Origin of the sequence: Bradyrhizobium sp. RDM12 (assembly GCF_051917485.1) — a bacterium.
GTDB lineage: Bacteria > Pseudomonadota > Alphaproteobacteria > Rhizobiales > Xanthobacteraceae > Bradyrhizobium.
Genome location: NZ_CM133064.1, coordinates 462,338 through 481,523 on the forward strand (window position 1 = coordinate 462,338; position 19,186 = coordinate 481,523).

Annotated in this window: 12 protein-coding genes and 5 pseudogenes; 4 read left to right on the forward strand and 13 right to left on the reverse strand. The window is 64.8% G+C overall.

From position 1 onward, the window contains the following. Window positions 1-6: 6 nt before the first annotated feature. A pseudogene (locus ACTGJ9_RS02275) lies at window positions 7-1,277 on the forward strand (IS110 family RNA-guided transposase). A 151-nt stretch (window positions 1,278-1,428) separates the two neighbouring features. Here the strand turns inward: ACTGJ9_RS02275 and ACTGJ9_RS02280 are convergent. From ACTGJ9_RS02280 to ACTGJ9_RS02300, 5 genes and pseudogenes are all read right to left on the reverse strand, one after another. Then, window positions 1,429-2,361, reverse strand: a pseudogene (locus ACTGJ9_RS02280) (dihydrodipicolinate synthase family protein); the annotation flags it as partial. Between the two features lie 139 nt (window positions 2,362-2,500). Further along, entirely contained in the window at window positions 2,501-4,582 is a 2,082-nt protein-coding gene (locus tag ACTGJ9_RS02285; RefSeq protein WP_456675743.1) for a methyl-accepting chemotaxis protein, read from the reverse strand. A 122-nt stretch (window positions 4,583-4,704) separates the two neighbouring features. After that, complete coding sequence (locus ACTGJ9_RS02290; protein WP_456675744.1) at window positions 4,705-5,475, reverse strand: enoyl-CoA hydratase; 771 nt, start codon at window positions 5,473-5,475, stop codon at window positions 4,705-4,707. Between the two features lie 12 nt (window positions 5,476-5,487). Next, a complete protein-coding gene (locus ACTGJ9_RS02295; RefSeq protein ID WP_456675745.1) occupies window positions 5,488-5,961 on the reverse strand; it encodes a MarR family winged helix-turn-helix transcriptional regulator in 474 nt (157 codons plus the stop codon). A 47-nt stretch (window positions 5,962-6,008) separates the two neighbouring features. Beyond that, window positions 6,009-6,620 carry a TetR/AcrR family transcriptional regulator gene (locus ACTGJ9_RS02300; protein ID WP_456675746.1) on the reverse strand — a complete coding sequence of 204 codons (612 nt, stop codon included), beginning with the start codon at window positions 6,618-6,620 and terminating at the stop codon, window positions 6,009-6,011. Window positions 6,621-6,761: 141 nt separating this feature from the next. Between ACTGJ9_RS02300 and ACTGJ9_RS02305 the strand changes: the two genes are divergently transcribed. Both ACTGJ9_RS02305 and ACTGJ9_RS02310 read left to right on the forward strand, forming a co-directional pair. Beyond that, entirely contained in the window at window positions 6,762-8,018 is a 1,257-nt protein-coding gene (locus ACTGJ9_RS02305; RefSeq protein WP_456675747.1) for an HlyD family secretion protein, read from the forward strand. After that, entirely contained in the window at window positions 7,966-9,582 is a 1,617-nt protein-coding gene (locus ACTGJ9_RS02310) for an MDR family MFS transporter (protein ID WP_456675748.1), read from the forward strand. The genes ACTGJ9_RS02305 and ACTGJ9_RS02310 overlap by 53 nt, the downstream gene beginning before the upstream one ends. Before the next feature lie 97 nt (window positions 9,583-9,679). On the opposite strand, the gene ACTGJ9_RS02315 is transcribed toward ACTGJ9_RS02310, so the two are convergent. The 8 genes and pseudogenes from ACTGJ9_RS02315 to ACTGJ9_RS02350 form a co-directional block, all read right to left on the reverse strand. Next, the gene (locus ACTGJ9_RS02315) at window positions 9,680-11,341 is read right to left on the reverse strand and encodes a tannase/feruloyl esterase family alpha/beta hydrolase (RefSeq protein ID WP_456675749.1); all 1,662 of its coding nucleotides are present in this window, start codon (window positions 11,339-11,341) and stop codon (window positions 9,680-9,682) included. 81 nt (window positions 11,342-11,422) lie between these two features. Continuing rightward, window positions 11,423-12,876: pseudogene (locus tag ACTGJ9_RS02320) on the reverse strand (GntP family permease). 4 nt (window positions 12,877-12,880) lie between these two features. Next, window positions 12,881-13,899 (reverse strand): annotated as a pseudogene (locus tag ACTGJ9_RS02325) (patatin-like phospholipase family protein). 111 nt (window positions 13,900-14,010) lie between these two features. After that, window positions 14,011-15,255 carry a phosphoglycerate dehydrogenase gene (serA, locus tag ACTGJ9_RS02330; protein WP_456675750.1) on the reverse strand — a complete coding sequence of 415 codons (1,245 nt, stop codon included), beginning with the start codon at window positions 15,253-15,255 and terminating at the stop codon, window positions 14,011-14,013. 106 nt (window positions 15,256-15,361) lie between these two features. Next, window positions 15,362-16,594, reverse strand: coding sequence for a rhodanese-like domain-containing protein (locus ACTGJ9_RS02335; protein WP_456675751.1), 1,233 nt, complete (start codon window positions 16,592-16,594; stop codon window positions 15,362-15,364). A gap of 176 nt (window positions 16,595-16,770) precedes the next feature. Continuing rightward, window positions 16,771-16,968, reverse strand: a complete 198-nt coding sequence (locus ACTGJ9_RS02340) for a DUF1963 domain-containing protein (protein WP_456675752.1) — start codon at window positions 16,966-16,968, stop codon at window positions 16,771-16,773. After that, window positions 16,962-18,089: a DUF1963 domain-containing protein gene (locus tag ACTGJ9_RS02345; protein WP_456675753.1), complete on the reverse strand. Its 1,128-nt coding sequence runs from the start codon at window positions 18,087-18,089 to the stop codon at window positions 16,962-16,964. The genes ACTGJ9_RS02340 and ACTGJ9_RS02345 overlap by 7 nt, the downstream gene beginning before the upstream one ends. Before the next feature lie 106 nt (window positions 18,090-18,195). Beyond that, window positions 18,196-18,459, reverse strand: a pseudogene (locus tag ACTGJ9_RS02350) (PepSY domain-containing protein); the annotation flags it as partial. A 268-nt stretch (window positions 18,460-18,727) separates the two neighbouring features. Between ACTGJ9_RS02350 and ACTGJ9_RS02355 the strand changes: the two are divergent. Then, entirely contained in the window at window positions 18,728-19,180 is a 453-nt protein-coding gene (locus ACTGJ9_RS02355; RefSeq protein WP_456675754.1) for a MarR family winged helix-turn-helix transcriptional regulator, read from the forward strand. Window positions 19,181-19,186 lie beyond the last annotated feature (6 nt).

The window sequence follows — 19,186 nt, forward strand, 5'->3', positions numbered from 1 at the left end:
AGAAGCATGGATATTTTGTACGAGCGGGTGGCAGGCCTGGACGTGCACAGGGACACGGTCGTGGCCTGTGTGCGGATCATGGTCGATGGCAAGGCGCAGCGGGAGTGCCGGACCTTTTTGGCCACGACGGAGCAGCTTGTGGAACTGCGAAGGTGGCTGGAAGAATGCCGGTGCACGCATGTGGCGATGGAGGCGACGGGAGTCTACTGGATGCCGGTGTTCCGGATCCTGGGCGAAGGCGCCTTTGACCTGATCATCGCCAATGCAGCGCACATCAAGAACGTGCCGGGACGCAAGACCGACATGAACGATGCGATGTGGATTGCCGATCTGTTGGCCTGCGGGCTGATCAAGGGCAGCTTCATTCCGGAGGAGGAGGTGCAGGAGCTGCGCGCGCTGACGCGGACGCGCAAGCAACTGGTGCGCGAGCAGACGCGGCACGTGCAGCGGATCGACAAGACGCTGGCGGAAGCCAACATCAAGCTCGGCTCGGTAATCTCCGACATCATGGGCGCGAGCGGGCGGCGGATCATCCAGGCGATGATCGAGGGCGTGCGGCAGCCGAACAAGCTGGCCGAGCTTGCCGGCAAGCAGATCAAGGCGTCGCCAAAGGAGCTTTACGATGCGTTGCACGGGCGCCTGACGGATCACCACCGCTTCCTGCTCGCGCTTCATCTGCGCCAATGGGATGGTCTGGATGAAACGATTCGCAAGCTCGATGCCGAAATCGCTCAGCGGATCGAGGGCATGGAAGCGGAAATCGATGGCGGCAAAACCCCTTTCGCCACCTGATCGAATTGCTGACCACGATTCCCGGGGTCAGCGCAGTGGCGGCGCCAGCCATTCTGTCCGAGATCGGCGCCGACATGAGCCGTTTCCAGACCGCCGGCCATCTCGTCGCCTGGGCCGGACTGTGTCCCGGGCAGAACGAGAGCGCCGGCAAGCGCAAGTCCTCGCGCCTGCGCAAGGGGGCACCGTGGCTCAAGACCATGCTCGTTCAATGTGCCTGGGCCGCCAAGCGCGCAAAGAACAGCTACTACCGAGCCCAATTCTTCCGCTTGCAGGCCAAACGCGGGCCGCAAAAAGCCATCTGTGCCGTCGCCGCCTCGATCCTCACCGCCATCTATCACATCCTCAAGAACGGCACGGAGCACCATGACCTCGGCGCCGACTACTTCGACCGCCGGCCCACCGAGGTCAAAGCAAGCCGACTGGTCGCACGTCTCAAAAAGCTCGGCTTCGCCGTTCAACTCCAGCCCATAGCGGAGGCCGCCTGACGCCAAACGACCAACCGTTTCTTCCTAGCGTAGCGAAGCAATCCAGACCGCCACCGCGGAAGCATTTCTGGATTGCTTCGCTTCGCTCGCAATGACGGCGGAGAGACTTGATGAGGGCGGAGAGACCTACTTCATGAGGGAGAGACCTACTTCCCCAGCGCAAGGCCAGCGCGTCGCGCTCCTTGGCCAGCTCCAGCAATCCCGCGCGCGTCGCCGGATGCAGCGGCTGGAGGGGATGCCGCACGGTGTCCGACTTGATCACGCCGCCGGCCTGCATCATAGCCTTGCAGGCGATCAGGCCGCATTGGCGGTTCTCGTAGTTGATCAGCGGCAGCCAGCGTTCGTAGGCGGCCTTCGCCTCCTCGCGCTTGCCGACAAAATAGGGATCGATGATCTGGCGAATGCCGTCGGGATAGCCGCCGCCGGTCATCGCGCCGGTCGCGCCCGCATCGAGATCGGCGAGCAGCGTGATCGCCTCCTCACCGTCCCAGGGACCTTCGATAACCTTGCCGCCCGCCTCGATCAGGCTGCGGAGTTTTGACGCCGCGCCTGCGACCTCGATCTTGAAATAGCGGATATTGCCGAAGTCGCGCGCGAGCCGCGCCAGCAGCTCGACCGACAGCGGCGTGCCCGCCACCGGCGCGTCCTGGATCATGATCGGAATGTTGATCGCACCCGAGAGCACCTTGAAGAACTCGACGACGCTCTTCTCGGGGACGCGGAAAGTCGCGCCGTGATAGGGCGGCATGACCATCACCATGGCGGCGCCGGCAGCCTCGGCCTGCTGGCTGCGCGCCGCGCAGACGGCCGAGCTGAAATGGGTGGTGGTGACGATCACGGGCACGCGGCCGGCGACATGCTCCAGCACCGCATGCATCACGGTCTCGCGCTCGGAATCGGTCAGCACAAACTGTTCGGAGAAATTGGCGAGAATGCAGATGCCGTGCGAGCCGGCATCGATCATGAAATCGATGCAGCGGCGCTGGCCGTCCAGGTCGAGCTCGCCGCGCTCGTCGAAGATGGTGGGCGCGACCGGGAATACGCCGCGATAAGGGCGCTGGGCCTTTTGTGGGGTGACCGGCATCGAAATTATCTCCCTGTATTCCCGTCGTTGGTTTTGATGCGCCCGTGGAGCTGTCGGAGCATGGTACCGCTACCATCTACAGCGCGCACGCAGACACGGCAATGCCGATCCGTTGGCGGTTGGAACAAGGAATGACAGCTTAAGCGGTCTTCACCGCGCCAAGGAAGCCCTCGACCGCGACGCGGAGGCGGTCGGCGTCGGCCGACATCTTGGTCACGGACTGGAACAGCACGGTGCCCGCGTTGCCGGTCTCCTGGTTGAGCTGGGCGACGCTGCCGATGGTATCGGTGACCTCACGGGTGCCCTGGGCGGCATGCTGGAAGTTGCGCGAGATTTCGGTGGTGGCCGCACGCTGCTGTTCGACGGCGGCGGCAATCGCGGTCATCTTCTCGTCGATGCCGCTGATGGCACCGCCGATCGAGCGGATGGCGGCGACCGCCTGCCCGGTCGCGCCCTGGATCTCCTCGACCTGACGCGAGATTTCCTCGGTCGCGGTCGCGGTTTGCGCCGCGAGGCTCTTGACCTCGCCGGCGACGACCGCGAAGCCGCGGCCGGCTTCGCCGGCGCGGGCCGCCTCGATGGTCGCGTTCAAGGCGAGCAGATTGGTCTGGCCGGCGATGGCGTGGATCATCTTCACGACTTCGCTGATGCGGCCCGCGGTCTGGTCGAGGATCTCGACGGTGGCATTGGTCTGCTCCACCTGCGACACCGCTTCGCGGGCATCGCGTGCGCTGGACTGCACCTGCGCGGAGATTTCGCCGACAGAGGCCGAGAGCTCCTCGGTCGCAGCCGCAATGCTTTCCAGATTGTTGGTGGCCTGCTCGGCGGCGGAGGAGACCGCAGCCGTCTGGCTGCTCGATTCCGACACCAGCGTGCGCACATCGGTCGCGGTGGCATCGAGCTCCCTGGCCGAGGCAGCGACGCTGTGGATCACCGCCTGCACGGTGTCATCGAAGCTGCGGCACGCGTCGTCCACGGTACCGGAACGGGCGAGTTGCAGCGCCTGCTGCGCTTCGCGTTCCCGGCCCAGACGTTCGGCCGTCGCCGCGCTCTCGCGCAGGCTTTCAAGCGCGGCCGCCATGGTGCCGAACTCGTCGGGATAACGCGATTGCGGCACGGGCGTCGCGTAGTCGCGAGCGCTGATCCGGGCGATGGCGTCGAGGATGGCACGCACCGGGCGCATCAGGCGATTGCGCACGACGTAAACGCCGGTGAGCGTCACGGCGAGCGCGAGCAGGAACGCGAGCGACTGGATCACTAGATTGGTCAGCGCCTTCGCCTGCACCGTCTCGGCGCGCGCGATCGACTGGTCGAGCGCCGTGGTCGCAACCGCAACGATCAGCGGGAACGGCGATTGGCAGAGCGTGTTCCATTCCGCGGCGGGCATCGCCGGCTTGCCGCTTCCGTCAAGATTCTTGGTGAGATCGCCGATCTGCTTGAGGACACCGCTTGTCTTGGCCTGTGCCTCCTTGGCCGCGGTGATCAATTCCGCCGGCACGTCGGACGCGGCCAGCAACTCGGCCATGCCGGACCAACCGGAGGCAATGGTGCCGTCCCATTGCGCCAGCGACCGCTTCTGGGTGTCATCGAGCGGCTTGCTGCTGTTGACGTTCGAACGCAGCACCGAGCAATGGATTCCATAGCGGTCGCGCACCTGCCAGGCGAGGCGGCGGACCTGGATCATGCGGGCAATGAAGGGATCGTTCATCCAGGCGCGGTTCGACACGGCGGTGGAGGCGAGGTTGGCGGTCTCGATGACCTTGGTGACGGCGTCGTACCACGAGTTGGTGGGCTCGATCTTGCGCTCGGCGCGCGGGCGCTTGGCCTGGTCGTAGAACAGCTGGAATTGCGGTGCGGCCTCGCTCCAGCGCTGCTTCAGCGTGCTGGCGAGTTCGTCGCGGCGCGCGAAATCGATCGTGGCGAGCGCTGCGCCGATACCGTCATAGCCGCCCTGCTCCGCCTTCTCGGCTTCACCGAGCTTGCTGCGTGGATCGTCGTCGCCGAGCAGCGCGCTCTGGGCATCGCCGCGATTGTTGCGCAGGGACAATACGCCGTGGAAGATCGCCTTGTCGGCGGCGGCAAGCCGCGCAGTCTCTAGACTGTCGCTGTAGCGGCCGAAGGCCCCGACCATCTGGATCGCGGTGCTGGCGAGCGCGCCGGCCGCCAGCAAGGCCATCAACACCAGGAGAAGCGAACTTACCGATCTCTTAAACATTGCCATGAGTCGCGGAGCCACCACTTCAAGAGTGGCCACCTTGCACCGCGACATGCCAATGTTCCGTTAAGGCTTTAATCAAATGCCGGGAGTTCCCGATTTGCCAAGCCTTTGGGCAGGCTCGGACGTCACGAAACCTTGGTGAAGTCCGGCGGACGGCGCTCGGCAAAGGCGGTGAACGCCTCGCGCGCCTCCGCCGTGCGCAGGCGCTGCGCGAACTGCTCGCTCTCCGCCTGCATCTGCGCGACCAGCATCTCGCCATTCCGCATCAGCTTCTTGGTCGCGGTGAGTGCACCGGCGGGCTGCCGGGCAAGACGCCGGGCCAGCGCCAGCGCCTCGGCGTCGAGCTTGTCGAGCGGCACCACGCGATTGGCGAGACCCCACTCCAGCGCGGCCTTCGCCGGCACGGTTTCGCCGAGCGCAAACATCTCATAAGCGCGGGCATATCCGATGCGCGCCGGCATCAGCAGGCTCGAGGCTGCTTCCGGCACCAACGCGAGGCTGACGAAGGGCGTCGACAATTGGGTGTCCTCGGCGAGCACCACGAGATCGCAATGCAGGAGCATCGTGGTGCCGACGCCGACGGCGCGGCCCTGCACCGCTGCGACCAGCGGACGGGTGCAGCGCGCCAGCGACTGGATGAAGCGGCCGACCTTGCGGCTCCCTTCGGACTTGCCGCTCGCCACGGCCGCAAACTCGCCGACATCATTACCGGCAGTGAACATGTCGCCCTCGCCGCGGATCAGCAGCACGCGCGCAGACGGATCGAACTCGGCGGATTCGATGGCGTCGGCGAGCTTGCCATACATCGCGTCCGTCAGCGCGTTCTTCTTGTCGGGGCGCGCCAGGGTGAGCGTGAGAATTCCGTTGTCGGTCTCTACTCGCACATGCTCGGTCATGGGTCTCTCCTCTTAGTCCTCTAAATCTCTTGTGAGTTCTCTTGTCAGGTCCCTTGGGAACTTGTCCTGAATGCTCGTCAGCCAGCGCGCGACCACGTCGATCTCCGCGCTGGTAAATCCTTCCGTCAGCCTCGCATTGATCGCCGCGGCCGACGCTTTTGCTTGCGCCAGCGTGGTCCGCCCCTTCGGCGTCAGCCACACGCGCCATGCGCGCCCATCTTCGCGATCGGCGCGACGCTCGACCAGCCTCGCCGCAGCGCTGCGGTCGACAAGGCCGGAAATCCCGGCCGGGCCGAGATCAAGTGCAGCACCGGCCTCGCCCATCAGGACGCCGTCCTGCTTGCCGAGGATGAACAACAATCCCGCCTGCGCCGGCGTCACGTCGCTCGCCGGCTGCGCCGCCATCCACCGCTGCAAGCGCCGCTGCGCGACGCTCAGCAGGTAGATCAGCCGATGATGCCTCGCCTCCGGCGATTTCTTTCGCATGCGAAGCATATAAGCGAATGGCGGCTGATTGTCAAAACCTGCGGCTGCTAACCGGTCGACCGCCTGCGACAGCCGTCGAGCAGAATTGCAGCGCATATCTGCGCCCGCCTCTCGATCTCCTCGCGCGAGGGCAGTGTCAGGCCTGCGTAGATCGCCGCACGCTGAGGCGCTGACACCATCATGCCGATCATCATTCCGGCGGCTTCGTCGACATTATCGAGTGCAAGGCGCTTCTTCTTGACCTGATCGCGGAGCCAGCCTGCGAGCGCCGCCGCGGTACGGGCGATGCCATCCCTGTAAAAATTCGCTGCAAGGTCGGGGAAGGTGGCCGATTGCTGCAGCACCATGCGCTGTAGCGCCACGACCTCTGGATCGAGCGCGAGATCGGCACAGGCGACAAGCACGGCGGCCAGACTGGTTGCAATGTCGGCCTGATTGTTGGCCTGCAGATTGACGTCGGAGAGCAACCGCTCGAGCCTGTCCGCACACATTGCCTCGAACAGCGCCGCCTTGCCCGGAAAAAGCCGATAGAGAGTCTTGGTGGAGATACCGGCACCGCGCGCCAGTTCCTCGGTGCTGGTTGCTGCGTAGCCATCGACGGCGAAGGCGTGTCGTGCCGACTCGAGGACGATTCGCTTCGTCTCCTCGTCGCTGCGCACCGGCGGCCGTCCACGCGGGCGGCATTCTGATGACGGTTTTGCCTGAGCCATGTTTTTAAATGATGCCTGTCATTCCATTGACTATCCCAAAGCTAGTCCTATTTTGGAAATCGTCAAGTTTCCTAATTCAGGGAGCCGGCCATGACCGTGCACACCACCCCGTCCAAGACTGAGTCCACCGTGATTCCAACCCTTCCGCCGGACGGCGTCCTGCCTGCCATGCCACCCCCGACCCGCCGCCAAAATCTGAGCTTTCGCAAACTCTTGCTCGCTGGTGCGGCGGTCGCCGCCCTCGCGGGGGCCAGCTGGTATGGCTACGACTACTGGACCGTCGGCCGCTTCCTCGTTTCCACCGATGACGCCTATGTGAAGGCCGACAACACCACCATCGCGCCGAAGGTCAGCGGCTATCTCGATCGCGTTCTGGCCGGCGATAACGAGCATGTGAAGGCAGGCCAGGTGCTGGCCCGGATCGACGACCGCGACTTCCGCGTCGCGCTCGACCAGGCCAAGGCCGATGTCGCCGCCGCGAATGCAACGGTGACCAGCAAGCAGGCGCAGCTCGAGGTTCAGGATGCGGTGATCGCCGCAGCCAAGGCGACCGTCGATGTCGATACCGCTGCAAAAACTTTCGCGCAGCAGGAGAACAAGCGTTACACGGATCTCGCCGCGACGGGGTACGGCAGCGTGCAAAACGCGCAGCAGGCGCAGTCGCGCAACGCCGGCGCCGACGCCGCGATCCAGCGCGACACTGCCAATCTCGCTTCCGCCCTCAAGCAGGTCGAGCTCCTCAAGGCCGAGATCGCGCAAGCCAGAGCCGCGGCCGCCCGCGCCGCCGCGCTTCAGCATCAGGCCGAGCTCAATCTCGGCTACACCACGATCGTCGCTCCGATCGACGGCGTCATCGGCAACCGAACGCTCCGCGTCGGCCAATACGTCCAGGCCGGCACGCAGCTGATGTCGATCGTGCCGGCCGAGGGCGCCTATGTGGTCGCCAATTTCAAGGAGACCCAGCTCACCCACGTCCGCGCCGGACAGCAGGTCGAGATCGAGGTCGATACATTCCCGGGCCAGGTGGTGCATGGCCACGTCGATTCTATCGCGCCAGCCAGCGGCCAGGAGTTCGCCCTGCTGCCGCCTGATAACGCCACCGGCAACTTCACCAAGATCGTGCAGCGCATTCCCGTGAAGATCGCGCTCGATGCCGAAACGCAGCCGGCGATCGAGCTGCGGCCCGGCATGTCCGTAATCCCGACGATCGCAACCCGTTCAGCGCCGACCGCGCAAGCGACAACGACGCCCCAAGCAACATCTAAAGCGAAGCTTGTTTCCGGAGGGTCGTGCCATGTCAAACAGCCTCTCAATCTCGACGCCCGCAATACCGGCCGCGACGCCTGAGCGCGTCGCAACGGACCCCAATCGCGCTAGCGCGACCGTCTGGATCGCCGTCTTCGCAGCGATGATCGGCGCCTTCATGGCGATCCTGAACATCCAGATCACCAACGCCTCGCTGCTCAACATCGAGGGCGGCATCGGCACCGGTGTCGACAACGGATCCTGGATCTCGACGTCATATCTGATCGGCGAGATCATCGTGATCCCGCTGACCGACTATCTGTCGAGGGTGTTCTCGTTCCGCAACATCATGCTGAGCTTTGCCACGCTGTTTGCAGCCTTCTCGGTCGCATGTGCGTTCACCCACGATCTGCCCTCGATGATCGCGATGCGTGGCTTCCAGGGCTTCTTCGGCGGCGTGCTGATCCCGATGGCCTTCACCCTGGTTTTCACCAAGCTGCCGAAGGGCCAGCAGCCGATCGGGCTCGCGATGTTCTCGCTCGCGGTGACCTTTGCGCCGGCGATCGGTCCGACCATCGGCGGCTATCTCACCGAAAATTACGGCTGGCAGACCATCTTCTTCGTCAACGTGGTGCCCACCGCGGTCATGGTGGCGATCCTGTTCGCGACCTTGGAGCGCCAGCCGGTGAACCTCGGGCTGCTGCGCGAAGGCGACTGGTTCGGCATAACAACCATGGCCGTCGGCCTGGCTTCGCTGCAGGCCGTGCTCGAGGAGGGCAACAAGAACGACTGGTTCGGTTCGCCGTTCATCGTGCGGCTTGCTGTCGTCGCCGCGGTCAGCCTGTCGCTGTTCATCTATATCGAGCTTGTGGTCGAGAAGCCGCTGCTCCGCCTGCGTCTGCTGATGCAGTGGAATTTCGGTGTCGGTACGATCGCTGCCGTGTTCCTCGGCTTCGCGCTGTTCGGCTCGGTCTATCTGCTGCCGGCCTATCTCGGCCAGGTGCAGGGCTACAATGCCGAGCAGATCGGCAACGTGCTGGCCTGGACCGGGCTGCCGCAGCTGCTGTTGATTCCATTGGTGCCGAAGCTGATGCAGCGGTTCGATACCCGCTATATCGCGACGGCCGGCCTGCTGCTGTTTGCTGCCAGCTCCTTCTTGAATATCACGATGTCGCTCGACTATTCCGGCGATCAGTTCTTCATGCCCAACGTCGTGCGCGCCGTGGGTCAGGCTCTCACCTTGGCGCCGCTGTCCGCCCTCAGCCTCGGCAGCGTTGCGCCACAGGACGCGCCCGCCGCGTCCGGCATTTCCAACATGATGCGCAATCTCGGCGGCGCCATCGGCACAGCAGTGCTGGCGACCATCGTCACCAAACGCGAGCAGTTCCACTCCAACATCATCGGCCATTCCGTCACGCTCGGCCGCGAGGAAGTCCGCACCCGCATCGCCCAGATGACGGACTATTTCATCGCCCACGGCGTGCCCGACCCCAACGCCGCGCGCGAGCAGGCCATCATCGCGCTCGGCAAGACCGTCAAGCGTCAGGCGCTGGTGATGGGTTTTTCCGACACGTTTGCGGTGATCGGCGTCGTGCTGGTGCTCGCCGCGATCGCGGTGCTGCTGACACGCCGGGTGAAGGCGGCGGGCGGGGGCGGCGCGCACTGAGGCGTGCGTGCAGCGGATGAGCCCGCAATTGCTTGGCGGCGCACAGGCGATGGCGGCGGGGTGATTCCACCGCCATCGCACTCAGCACGCATTGTCCCTACGGTGCGCAGCTGAAGCTCGCCGCCTCCGTCACCGGGCCGGACTTGTAGTGCGGCCAGGCCGGCCAGCGGCACAGCGGCATCGCGCGCGTGACCGCAAATGACGGCGGCTCGACCTTCTGCTCGGTGACTTCGAGGTCACCGGGCGCCGTGCCCTTCTCGACCCAGTCGACCAGCGCGCTCAGCATGTCGACATTGGCGGGCGCGCCGGAGCCGACATGGTCGACGCCGGGCGCGGTGTAGAGCCGCGCGAATTCCGCGGTCTCGGCCTTGCCGAGCTTGCGCTCGACGCCCTCGAAATAGCGGATGCCGGCATAGGGACTCTGCGCGTAGTCCGCCATGTGCTCGAGCATGATCAGCCGGCCGCCGCGGGCGCGAAAACGGCTGAGATGGGGATCGGTCGAATCCATCAGGGCCGACACCTCGAGCAGCCGCGCCTTGTGGTCCTCCACCTTGTAGGTGGTGACGTCGAGCTTGGGATCGCGCGCGAACACATATTGAATGCCGCCGGCACCATAGATCCAGGCGATGCCGTTGTTGGGGGCGGGCGGCTGCGCCGGCGGCGCGACGCCGAGCCACCACGCGATCCAGCCGCCAGTCGGCCCCATCGCCGGCGTGTCCTCACCCGACACGCCCCAGCCCGGATAGTCGTCGAGACCGTTGGCGAGCGTGAACGGGAATTTGTAAACGGCGTGCAGCGTGTCGACCGCCTTGATCTGCGCGTCGGTGAGGCACTGATCGCCGCTCTTGCCGTCGGCGCAGCGCAACGTCTCGACCTTAAAGGTCGCCTTGCAAGCGACGGGATCCTGCACCAGCGCATCGTCGGATCCGTCGGCCTTGTCGCAAGCGGCACGCACCGCATCGCCCACGAGCTTCACCTGCGCCGGATTGAGCCAGCCCTCGCCCATGGTGACGAGGCCGGAGCGGGTGCCGGCATGCTGCAAGCCGACCCAGTTGATGACGGGCACGCGCGCAAAAATCCCGTCGAAATCGTCGGGATAACGCTGCGCCATCGTCAGGCCCTCGCGGCCGCCTTCGGACGAGCCCATGAAGTACATCTTGTCCGGCTCCTTGCCGTAAGCGCGCTGCATCAGCGTAACAGCGGCGTCGTGCACCTTCTTGTAGGCACGGTGGGCAAAATTCTCGAACGCTTCGTCGTTGAGTGCGAACAGCTGCGGCGGCTCGCCCGGTTTGGACTCATGACCGGAATCGGTGCCGTAGGTGACGAAGCCACGCGCGAGCGGCGACGGCTTGTCGAAGGGATAGGCCGGCGGCAAACCGAGGCCGGTGATCAGCACGCCGTTGAAACCGCCGCCGCCATATTGGACCGAGCGGCCGTTCCATTCGACGGGGAGGTTGACCTGGAATTTGATTGGCGGCGCCTTGGGATCGACCGGGTCGATATGGCCGAGCACCTTGCAGAAGACGGGATTGGCCGGCGTAATGCGTCCCGATGGCGTCGGTCCGCGCTCGGCGACAGCGAGCTGGGACGCTGTCTGCAAGGTCGCGGTGTCGATCTTGACGGAATTGGCGCCGCCGGCGAGACCTTTGCAGACGGTTTCCGCATCCTCGGCCAGCGTCGCCGCGAACGCGCCGGTCGCGCTCAGCGCTGCCGCCGTCCCCACCAGCCATGCGCACAGCTTTGCCCTTATTAAGGTCATCGTTTCCACCCGGCGTTCTCGGTTTTTTGCGTCCGACACTTGGCCGCATTCAACGCAACCTTCGTCCCTGCGTCAATCGCTTCAGAACGATCCAAGGGCGCTACCCAGCGCAATCACGGCCACCAGCGCCAGCAGCGACGTCACGATCCCTACCATCACGATATCCAGATAGCTGTCGCGATGGGTCAGGCCGCAGATCGCGAGCAGGCTGACCACCGCGCCATTATGCGGCAGAATGTCCAGCGTCCCCGAACCGATCACCGCCACGCGATGCATCAGCGCGAGGTCGATGCCGGTGCGCGCGGCGAGATCGACATAGGCCTGGCCGAGCGCATCGAGCGCGATCGTCAGGCCGCCCGACGCCGAGCCGGTCAGCGCCGCCAGGATGTTGGTCGCAACCGCAAGCGAGACCAGCGGGCCGCCTTCGATCGCGAGCACCCAGTCGCGCACGGTCGTGAACGCCGGCAGCGCAGCGACGACCGCGCCAAATCCGACCAGGCTCGCGACGCTGAACGCCGGCAGCACCGACGCATTGGCGCCGGCATCCATGGTCTGCCGCAATGCCGGCAGCCGCGTCCAGTTCAGCGCGATGGCCGTGACGATCGCCGCGGTCAGGGCGACCGCGACCGACCACACACCCGCAACGGCGGCGAGCGACGTTTCGCCAAAACGCTGCTCGGCAAGATAGGAGACATCGAGCCGCGGCAGCACCACAAGCGACATCGCGAGATTGACGGCCACGACAGCGACCAGCGGCAGGATGGAACTCAGGACCGGTGCCGGTTGATCGCTGCGATGGCCATGCTGCATTTCCGCCGGATCGAACTCCCGTGCCGTCGTCGCACGTTCGCGGACGAGCTCGTCGGCGGCGGCGCGCTCGGTCACATCCTCGACGTCATCGCCATAGCCTTCTCCGAGATGGCGCGCCCTGGCTTCGGCGCGATGCAGCCACCATAATCCCGTGCCGAGCATGATGAGAGAGGCGACGATTCCAGGCCCGGCGCGGCAAAGGGCGTCGTGCCGAAGAACGGCATCGGGATCGCATTCTGGATCGACGGCGTGCCCGGCAGAGCCGACATGGTGAAGGTCGACGTGCCCAGCACGATGGTCGCCGGAATCAGCCGGCGCGGAATCGCGGCCGCGCGAAACAGCGAGCGGGCCATCGGCACGATGACGAAGAACGCGACGAACAGGCTGACACCGCCATAGGTGACCAGCGCACCGGCCAGCACCACGGCCAGGATCACGCGCCGCTCGCCGAGACGTTTCGACATGAAGGCCGCAACGGACGTGACCGCGCCGCTATCATCCATCAACTTGCCGAAAACGGCGCCGAGCAGGAAGATCGGGAAAAACTGTCCGAGAAATCCCGCCGCGTTCACCATGAAGACCTGAGTCAGGTTCGCCAGCAGCGGCTCGCCGCCAAACAGCGCGGCAACGAGCGCGGCGAGCGGCGCGAGCAACAGCACGCTCCAGCCGCGAAAAGCAAACAGCACGAGCAGGCCGAGCCCCACGAAGAGGCCGAGAAGCCCCATTGCCTCAGCACTCCGCCAGGAGGACATCGAGATCGGCGGTCGATTGCCGGCCGATATCCGCACCATGTTCGGCGAGGAACGCCTCCGCGGCGATGCGCCCCTCGGCACGCAGCATCGAGACGAACTCCCATTCCGCATTGAGCTTTGACGATGCGCCGAACTTCGCCAGCATGTCGCTCTTGATCCGATGCATCCGCATTTTCGCCCAGCGCGCGCCCTCCCCGCTGCCGGGATCCGCCGCCTGGCGGAGCAGCGCGATCATGCGCAGCTCTTTCATCAACGGCGAGTTGAAGGAGATTTCGTTGAGACGGTTGAGGATCTCCGCGGCGGTCCGCGGCTCCTCCAGCCGCTCGGTCGGATTGATCTGAACAAGAATAGTATCGTGCGCGTCGCTCTCGCGCACCAGCGGCGTGATGGTCGGGTTGCCGGCATAACCGCCATCCCAATAGGGCTCGCCGTCGATCTCGATCGCCCGGAACATGGTCGGCAGGCAGGCCGACGCCAGCAGCACGTCCGCCGTGACCTCGGCGTTGCGGAAGATCCGTCCACGGCCGGTGCGCACGCGCGTCGCGGTAATGAAGAGCTGGATCGGCGAGCGCGCAAGCCGCTCGAAATCGATGCTTTCGGCCAGCACCGCGCGCAACGGATTATAGCCGGTCGGATTGAGATCGTACGGCGAGAGCAGCCGCGACATCAGGTCGGTCAGGATGTAAAAGGGTGACGTATCGAGCGTCCAGCGCCCCATCAGTCGATCGAGCGGCGAGCGCTGCAGCGGGCTGAAGGCGGCAGCCTTCGAAACGCGGCGCCAATACTGCTCGAGCGCATCACGCGCACCGTCCGCGCCGCCGGCGGCCCAGCCATCCACCAGCACCGCCGCGTTCATCGCGCCTGCGGAGGTTCCGGAGATCGCGGCGACAGTGAGCCACTTTTCTTCCAGCAGGCGGTCGAGCACCCCCAGGAGAAGGCGCCGTGCGAACCACCGCCTTGAAGCGCGAGATCGATCAGTACGGCGTCCCGTTCCATGGCGGCACTCCACGCATCTGAAGCTCAAATTCGACGCGATTTGTCGCACGCCGAAGAGGATGCAGTTTAGAGAGCTTAGCCCAATCAATGCAACCGGAACGTGACGGCCGCCTAGTGCTCGAACACCAGCCGCGCGCCGATCGTACCTTCGAGGGCGCGGATCTGCGCCAGCAGCGCGCCCGAATCCTCGCCACCGAGATCGGCGTCCAGCACGACGTAGCCGAGGTCGCCCGCGGTCTCCAGATATTGCGCGGCGATGTTGATGTCGCGCTGGAGGAAGACCTCGTTGAGCCGGCGCAGCATGCCAGGCACGTTGCGATGGACGTGGCTGAAACGCACGCCGGAGGGACGCAAATGCAGCTGCACCTCGGGGAAATTCACCGCACCCATGGTCGATCCCGTGATGAAATAGTCGACCAGCTTGCGCGCCACCTCGCCGCCGATGCGCTCCTGCGCCTCCTCGGTCGAGCCGCCGACATGCGGCGTGAGGATGACGTTGCCAAGGCCCTGCATCGGGCTCTTGAAGCGCTCCGAGTTCGAGGACGGCTCGACCGGAAACACGTCGATGGCGGCACCGGCGATGTGGCCGTCACGCAACGCGCCCGCGAGCGCGTCGAGATCGACCACCGTGCCGCGGCTGTTGTTGATCAGGAACGAGCCCGGTTTCATCGCCCGCAATTCCTTCTTGCCGATCATGCCGGCGGTCTCCGGCGTCTCCGGCACGTGCAGGCTGACCACGTCGCTCTGCGCCAGCAGCTCTTCCAGCTTCTCGACCGGCTCGGTGTTGCCATGGCGGAGCTTGTCGGTGCGATCGTAATAGATCACCCGCATGCCCATGGCTTCCGCCAGCGTCGAGAGCTGCGAGCCGATATTGCCGTAGCCGATGATGCCGAGGGTGCGGCCGCGGACCTCGCGGCTGCCGGCCGCCGATTTGTCCCAGCCGCCCTCATGCGCCGACACCGAGCGCGGAAAGATCTGCCGCAGCAGCATCACGATCTCGCCGATGACGAGCTCGGCGACGCTGCGCGTGTTGGAGAACGGCGCGTTGAACACGGGAATGCCGCGCTTGCGTGCCGCCGAGAGATCGACCTGGTTGGTGCCGACGCTGAAGCAGCCGACTGCGAGCAGGCCATCGGCGGCTTCCAGCACCTCGTCGGTGATCCGCGTGCGCGAGCGGATACCGAGCAGCGAGACGCCCTTGAGCGCCTGGCGCAGCGCCTCGCCGTCCAGCGCCTTGGTCAGGCGCTCGACATTGCTGAAGCCCGCGCTCTTGAACAGATCCACGGCGCTGTCGTTGACACCTTCAAGCAGCAGCGCCTTCGCGCTCCGCGCAGGGCTTTGGCCTGGGGCTGGCATGGAATCTCCGTAAGTAGCGGCTTTGCCGCAGCTCATAGACCGCGGATAGCGCGCAGCACAATAGGCTTTCGATACAGCGCACACCTCGGGGTGGCGGACAACAGTATCAGATCACGTAAAACCCGTGCGTGCCGTCACGGCGGAGCTGGTCGACAAGGCCATATTCCCAGTCGAGATAGGCCTGCATCGCGCGCTCGGCGATGTCGGTTCCTTCATAGGGGCGGCGGTAGCGATGCGCCGGGTCGGGCTTGGGCAGCACCTGCGGCGGGCCGACCTCGAGGGTGCGGGCATAGCCGCCTTCGAGCACATAGAGCTCCCAGCCCATCTGCGCGAGCCAGGACGCCGTCATGTCGGCGCGCACGCCCTTGTCGTCGGTCAGGAGGATGCGCGCGCCGCGCACCGGCGCGGCCATGTCGGTCTCCTGCACGAGCTGGCCGCCTGGATAGTGACGGAAGCCCGGGAGATGCCCGGCTGCGTACTCCTCAGCGTCGCGCACGTCGAACCGATAGAGCGTGCGGCTGGTCTCAGCGACCAGCGCCGACATCTCGTTCGCGCCGATGTGGCGAACGCCGGCGCGATAGGCGACGTCGCGGGCCTTGGCCGGGCCGCCCTCGAAGGGCCCGATCGCGCCACGCCGATCAGCACCATGAGCGAGCGTGTGCCGCGCCAGTGTCCAGCCGATCGTGCCGTTGCGCAGCGCCCGCACCTTGTTGGGTACGCCGGCATTGATCAGCGACTGGGCGCCGATGATCGAGCGGGTGCGGCCGGCGCAATTGACGATGATGGTGGTGTCGGGATCTGGCGCGGCCTGCCCGGCCCGTAGCACCAGCTCGGCACCGGGCACGCTGACCGAGCCCGGAATGTTCATGGTCGCATATTCGTCGAAGCGGCGGACGTCGAGGATGGCAATGTTGGCCTTGTCCGCGATCAGTTTTGCCACCTCGTCAGCGCTGAACGAGGGCGTGTGCCGGCGCGCCTCGACCAGCTCGCCGAACGCCTTTGAATAGGAATTGACGTCCTCGAACACCTCATGGCCGGCCGCGCGCCAGGCTTTCAGGCCGCCATCGAGCGCACGGACATTGCTGTAGCCGAGTGCCGCGAAGCGTTCGGCGCCTGCCGCGACCAGCCCCTCGCCATCATCAAAGAGCACAATCGGCGCATCCTTGCGCGGCAGCCGAACCGCCGCCTCGACCGCGATCCGGTCCACGGCCATGTTCGCCGCGAACAGCGGATGGCCGGTGGCGAAGGCCGCCTCATACCTGAGATCGAGCAGCGCGATTTCCTCGCGCAACAGCAGCGCGCGGCGGATGTCTGCGGGAGTGACGGTGGGGCGCTTCATGGCATCAACCTTGGCGAGGACAGGCCATGGGTTTTTGAACCATTGTTGCGGCATTGGCTAGCCATGCCATGGACGATAAAGCCGGCAGCCTTTATCGGACATGCCGAGATCGGCGAGGAGATGCCGGCGCGCGAACGCGCTTGACGCAATTTCGAGCCCGCGGCGCAGCCGTCGCTTCAGTCACACTCATAGGTGGCGACGACGTTCGCAAAGTCGAGCTGATCGAGCGCATCGCGGTCGATCCAGAAATGAAGCGCACATCCGATATTGGAGTGCCAGTCAAGAAAAGCGAGATCACCCTGTATCTGGAGCAACAATATGTCCTCCAAGTGCTCCTCCGTCGCATCTTGCGGGCCACTGCCGTACCCTAGCATCTGATGCAGCGCCGTGCTGAAGTGGCGGCATTTCCCATCTTGGGCGGTCGGTGTCTTCCAATGGTTCCGACGCGCGAGATTGTTAGGTAGCTGACAGGAACATCGTCGAGAGCATCGACATCCTGCTCCGCCATCGATCGGATCGTGTGATCGATGGCGTGGCCGAGGTCCGCCGCGATTGTGGACGTATAGGTGTAGACGTATTCGCGCATCGTCTCATAGGTCTGCACGACGTCGATCCACCAAGCTCGAAAGGTCGCTCTTGTGTCCGCATCCACCTCGTCCATTGGAGTCAGCGCCCGACAACGCTCAAGCCACCCGATCGCACCGGCGCGAAGGCGCTTCAATTCCGCGACTACGTCGTCGTTGAACGGCTTGTACGACGATCGGGGTGTCAGATCGCGCATCGTGTGGGATAGTACCGACCGAACCACATAGGCGATCAGGAGCCAGTTGAAAGGCCAATGCTCGTCCTTCTCATATTCGGACGCCCTTCTGAATTCGAGCAAGTCAGCTCCCTTCGGCTCACCCGGGCCCAACGCCTTGCATAATTCTGCGATCATGAGCTCACCTCCGACAGCGTCATCTCGGAAGTAGAAATCGCGAAACACCCGGAAGGAAAGCGGATATTTGAACTCGATTTTGGAATGAGAATCCATGATCGGATCAAGCCATCTGACCTGGGCATCACCATCGGTGCCCGCGAGCGGCATCAGGTCTGGCGGTGGCGCGCGGTCGGGATACGCGTCACCCCCGGCAGTACTATAGAGAACACGGCAAGGCGGACGTCCTTCGCCAACAAACACGGAGCTGCAGAAGAAATAGAGGGTACCTCGTTTCGGCAGCGGCGACCAACCAGAGCCCGGCACTTCAGCCAGGTCGATCTGGGCAACGAAGGTGAGCGCGACGGTCTCCAACGTTTCGTTCGCTCGGACCTCCGCCGTCGGCCATTCGAACTGCGGAGGCAGCCTGGGAAGGCCGCCGAAGAAACTTCGCGCCGTGTCCATGAGCGGCACGGGCAAGTCACTGCGTCTGACGAGCACCGCGGGCAGTGCCGTTTCTTCAAGCTCGTCTCGTTCGGATCGCGCCATCAGGATCATTCCCACGACTTCAGCGTGCATCGGGCGGATCGAACCATGCCGTGGAACTGCAGACAAGTGTTTCTTGCCTGCCTCCTAACATGAGCTTCGTGCGATCAGCTGTGAGCGGCTCGCTGATGCTCTGCGCTCACTCGCCGGAAACGAGTCGCCCGAGCGGCGGCTGCGCCGGGCGGCGCAACTTGCGGCGCAACAGGTAAAGCAAAACGCCGGTCACCGAGAACAGCGGCATCAGCGCGGCGGCGATCGTGAACGCAAGCTTGCCAGGCGAGCCCAGGACCGCGCCGCGGTGGATATCGAGCACTTTTGCGATGGTCTTCTCGCCAAGCGTCTTGTCGGCATAGCGCTCCACTGAGACGACCTGGCCGGTGACAGCATCGATGCGGAATTCATCGCTTCCAAGTCACAGCATTGAGGTTGGCGCATCTACCAGCGGCGGCGAGTGAGGAGAACATCCCAACGACTTGAATCGCTCTAGTTTGAAGCGTTCTAAGAGTTGGACCGGCTGTGCAATCATGCGACGCCGACGCTGTGATACTTTCGTGGGCAGGAGCCGATTGGAACGTGCACGAAACTGTCGATACTAGCGCACACGCGTTTTTGTTCAGATTCTGTGCAGCTTATCTTTACAGCTTGCCTTCATATGTGTCATTCACTCGGCCATGATTAATTCGTCCGACCAACGCCCGTCAGCGCGCGCCGGCGCGCTCGCAGAAGACCTTCGTTCGCTGGTCGGAAAGCTCAAGCGCCGCTTGCGCGAGCAGGCAGGTCCGGAGGATCTGACGCCGTCCCAGGTGTCCATCCTGCTCCGGCTGGAAAAGGATGGCCCCGCCACGGTGTCGAGCCTGGCGCGATCGGAAAAGATGCGGCCACAATCGATGAGCGCCGCGGTCGCCACTCTTCTAGCCGCAGGCCTGATCAGTGGCGCCCCCGACCCGGAGGACGGCCGTCAAACCATTCTGTCGCTGACGAAAGCGTGCCGCGACTGGATCCGGGTCGGTCGCGCCGCCCGGCAGGATTGGCTCTCGCGCACCATTTCGGCACGGCTTTCACCGCGGGAGCAGGACGAATTGGCCGCCGCTGTCTCCTTGCTCAATCGGCTCGTCGACGATTGACGCGAC

What these genes read in the sequence shown, in the direction of transcription:
- ACTGJ9_RS02305 (WP_456675747.1), top strand. Translation starts at nt 6,762, where the DNA reads ATGACCGTGCACACCACCCCGTCCAAGACTGAGTCCACCGTGATTCCA.
- ACTGJ9_RS02285 (WP_456675743.1), bottom strand. Translation starts at nt 4,582, where the DNA reads ATGGCAATGTTTAAGAGATCGGTAAGTTCGCTTCTCCTGGTGTTGATG.
- ACTGJ9_RS02345 (WP_456675753.1), bottom strand. Translation starts at nt 18,089, where the DNA reads ATGCACGCTGAAGTCGTGGGAATGATCCTGATGGCGCGATCCGAACGA.
- ACTGJ9_RS02295 (WP_456675745.1), bottom strand. Translation starts at nt 5,961, where the DNA reads ATGCGAAAGAAATCGCCGGAGGCGAGGCATCATCGGCTGATCTACCTG.
- ACTGJ9_RS02310 (WP_456675748.1), top strand. Translation starts at nt 7,966, where the DNA reads ATGTCAAACAGCCTCTCAATCTCGACGCCCGCAATACCGGCCGCGACG.
- ACTGJ9_RS02315 (WP_456675749.1), bottom strand. Translation starts at nt 11,341, where the DNA reads ATGACCTTAATAAGGGCAAAGCTGTGCGCATGGCTGGTGGGGACGGCG.
- ACTGJ9_RS02335 (WP_456675751.1), bottom strand. Translation starts at nt 16,594, where the DNA reads ATGAAGCGCCCCACCGTCACTCCCGCAGACATCCGCCGCGCGCTGCTG.
- serA (WP_456675750.1), bottom strand. Translation starts at nt 15,255, where the DNA reads ATGCCAGCCCCAGGCCAAAGCCCTGCGCGGAGCGCGAAGGCGCTGCTG.
- ACTGJ9_RS02355 (WP_456675754.1), top strand. Translation starts at nt 18,728, where the DNA reads ATGATTAATTCGTCCGACCAACGCCCGTCAGCGCGCGCCGGCGCGCTC.
- ACTGJ9_RS02290 (WP_456675744.1), bottom strand. Translation starts at nt 5,475, where the DNA reads ATGACCGAGCATGTGCGAGTAGAGACCGACAACGGAATTCTCACGCTC.
- ACTGJ9_RS02340 (WP_456675752.1), bottom strand. Translation starts at nt 16,968, where the DNA reads ATGCTAGGGTACGGCAGTGGCCCGCAAGATGCGACGGAGGAGCACTTG.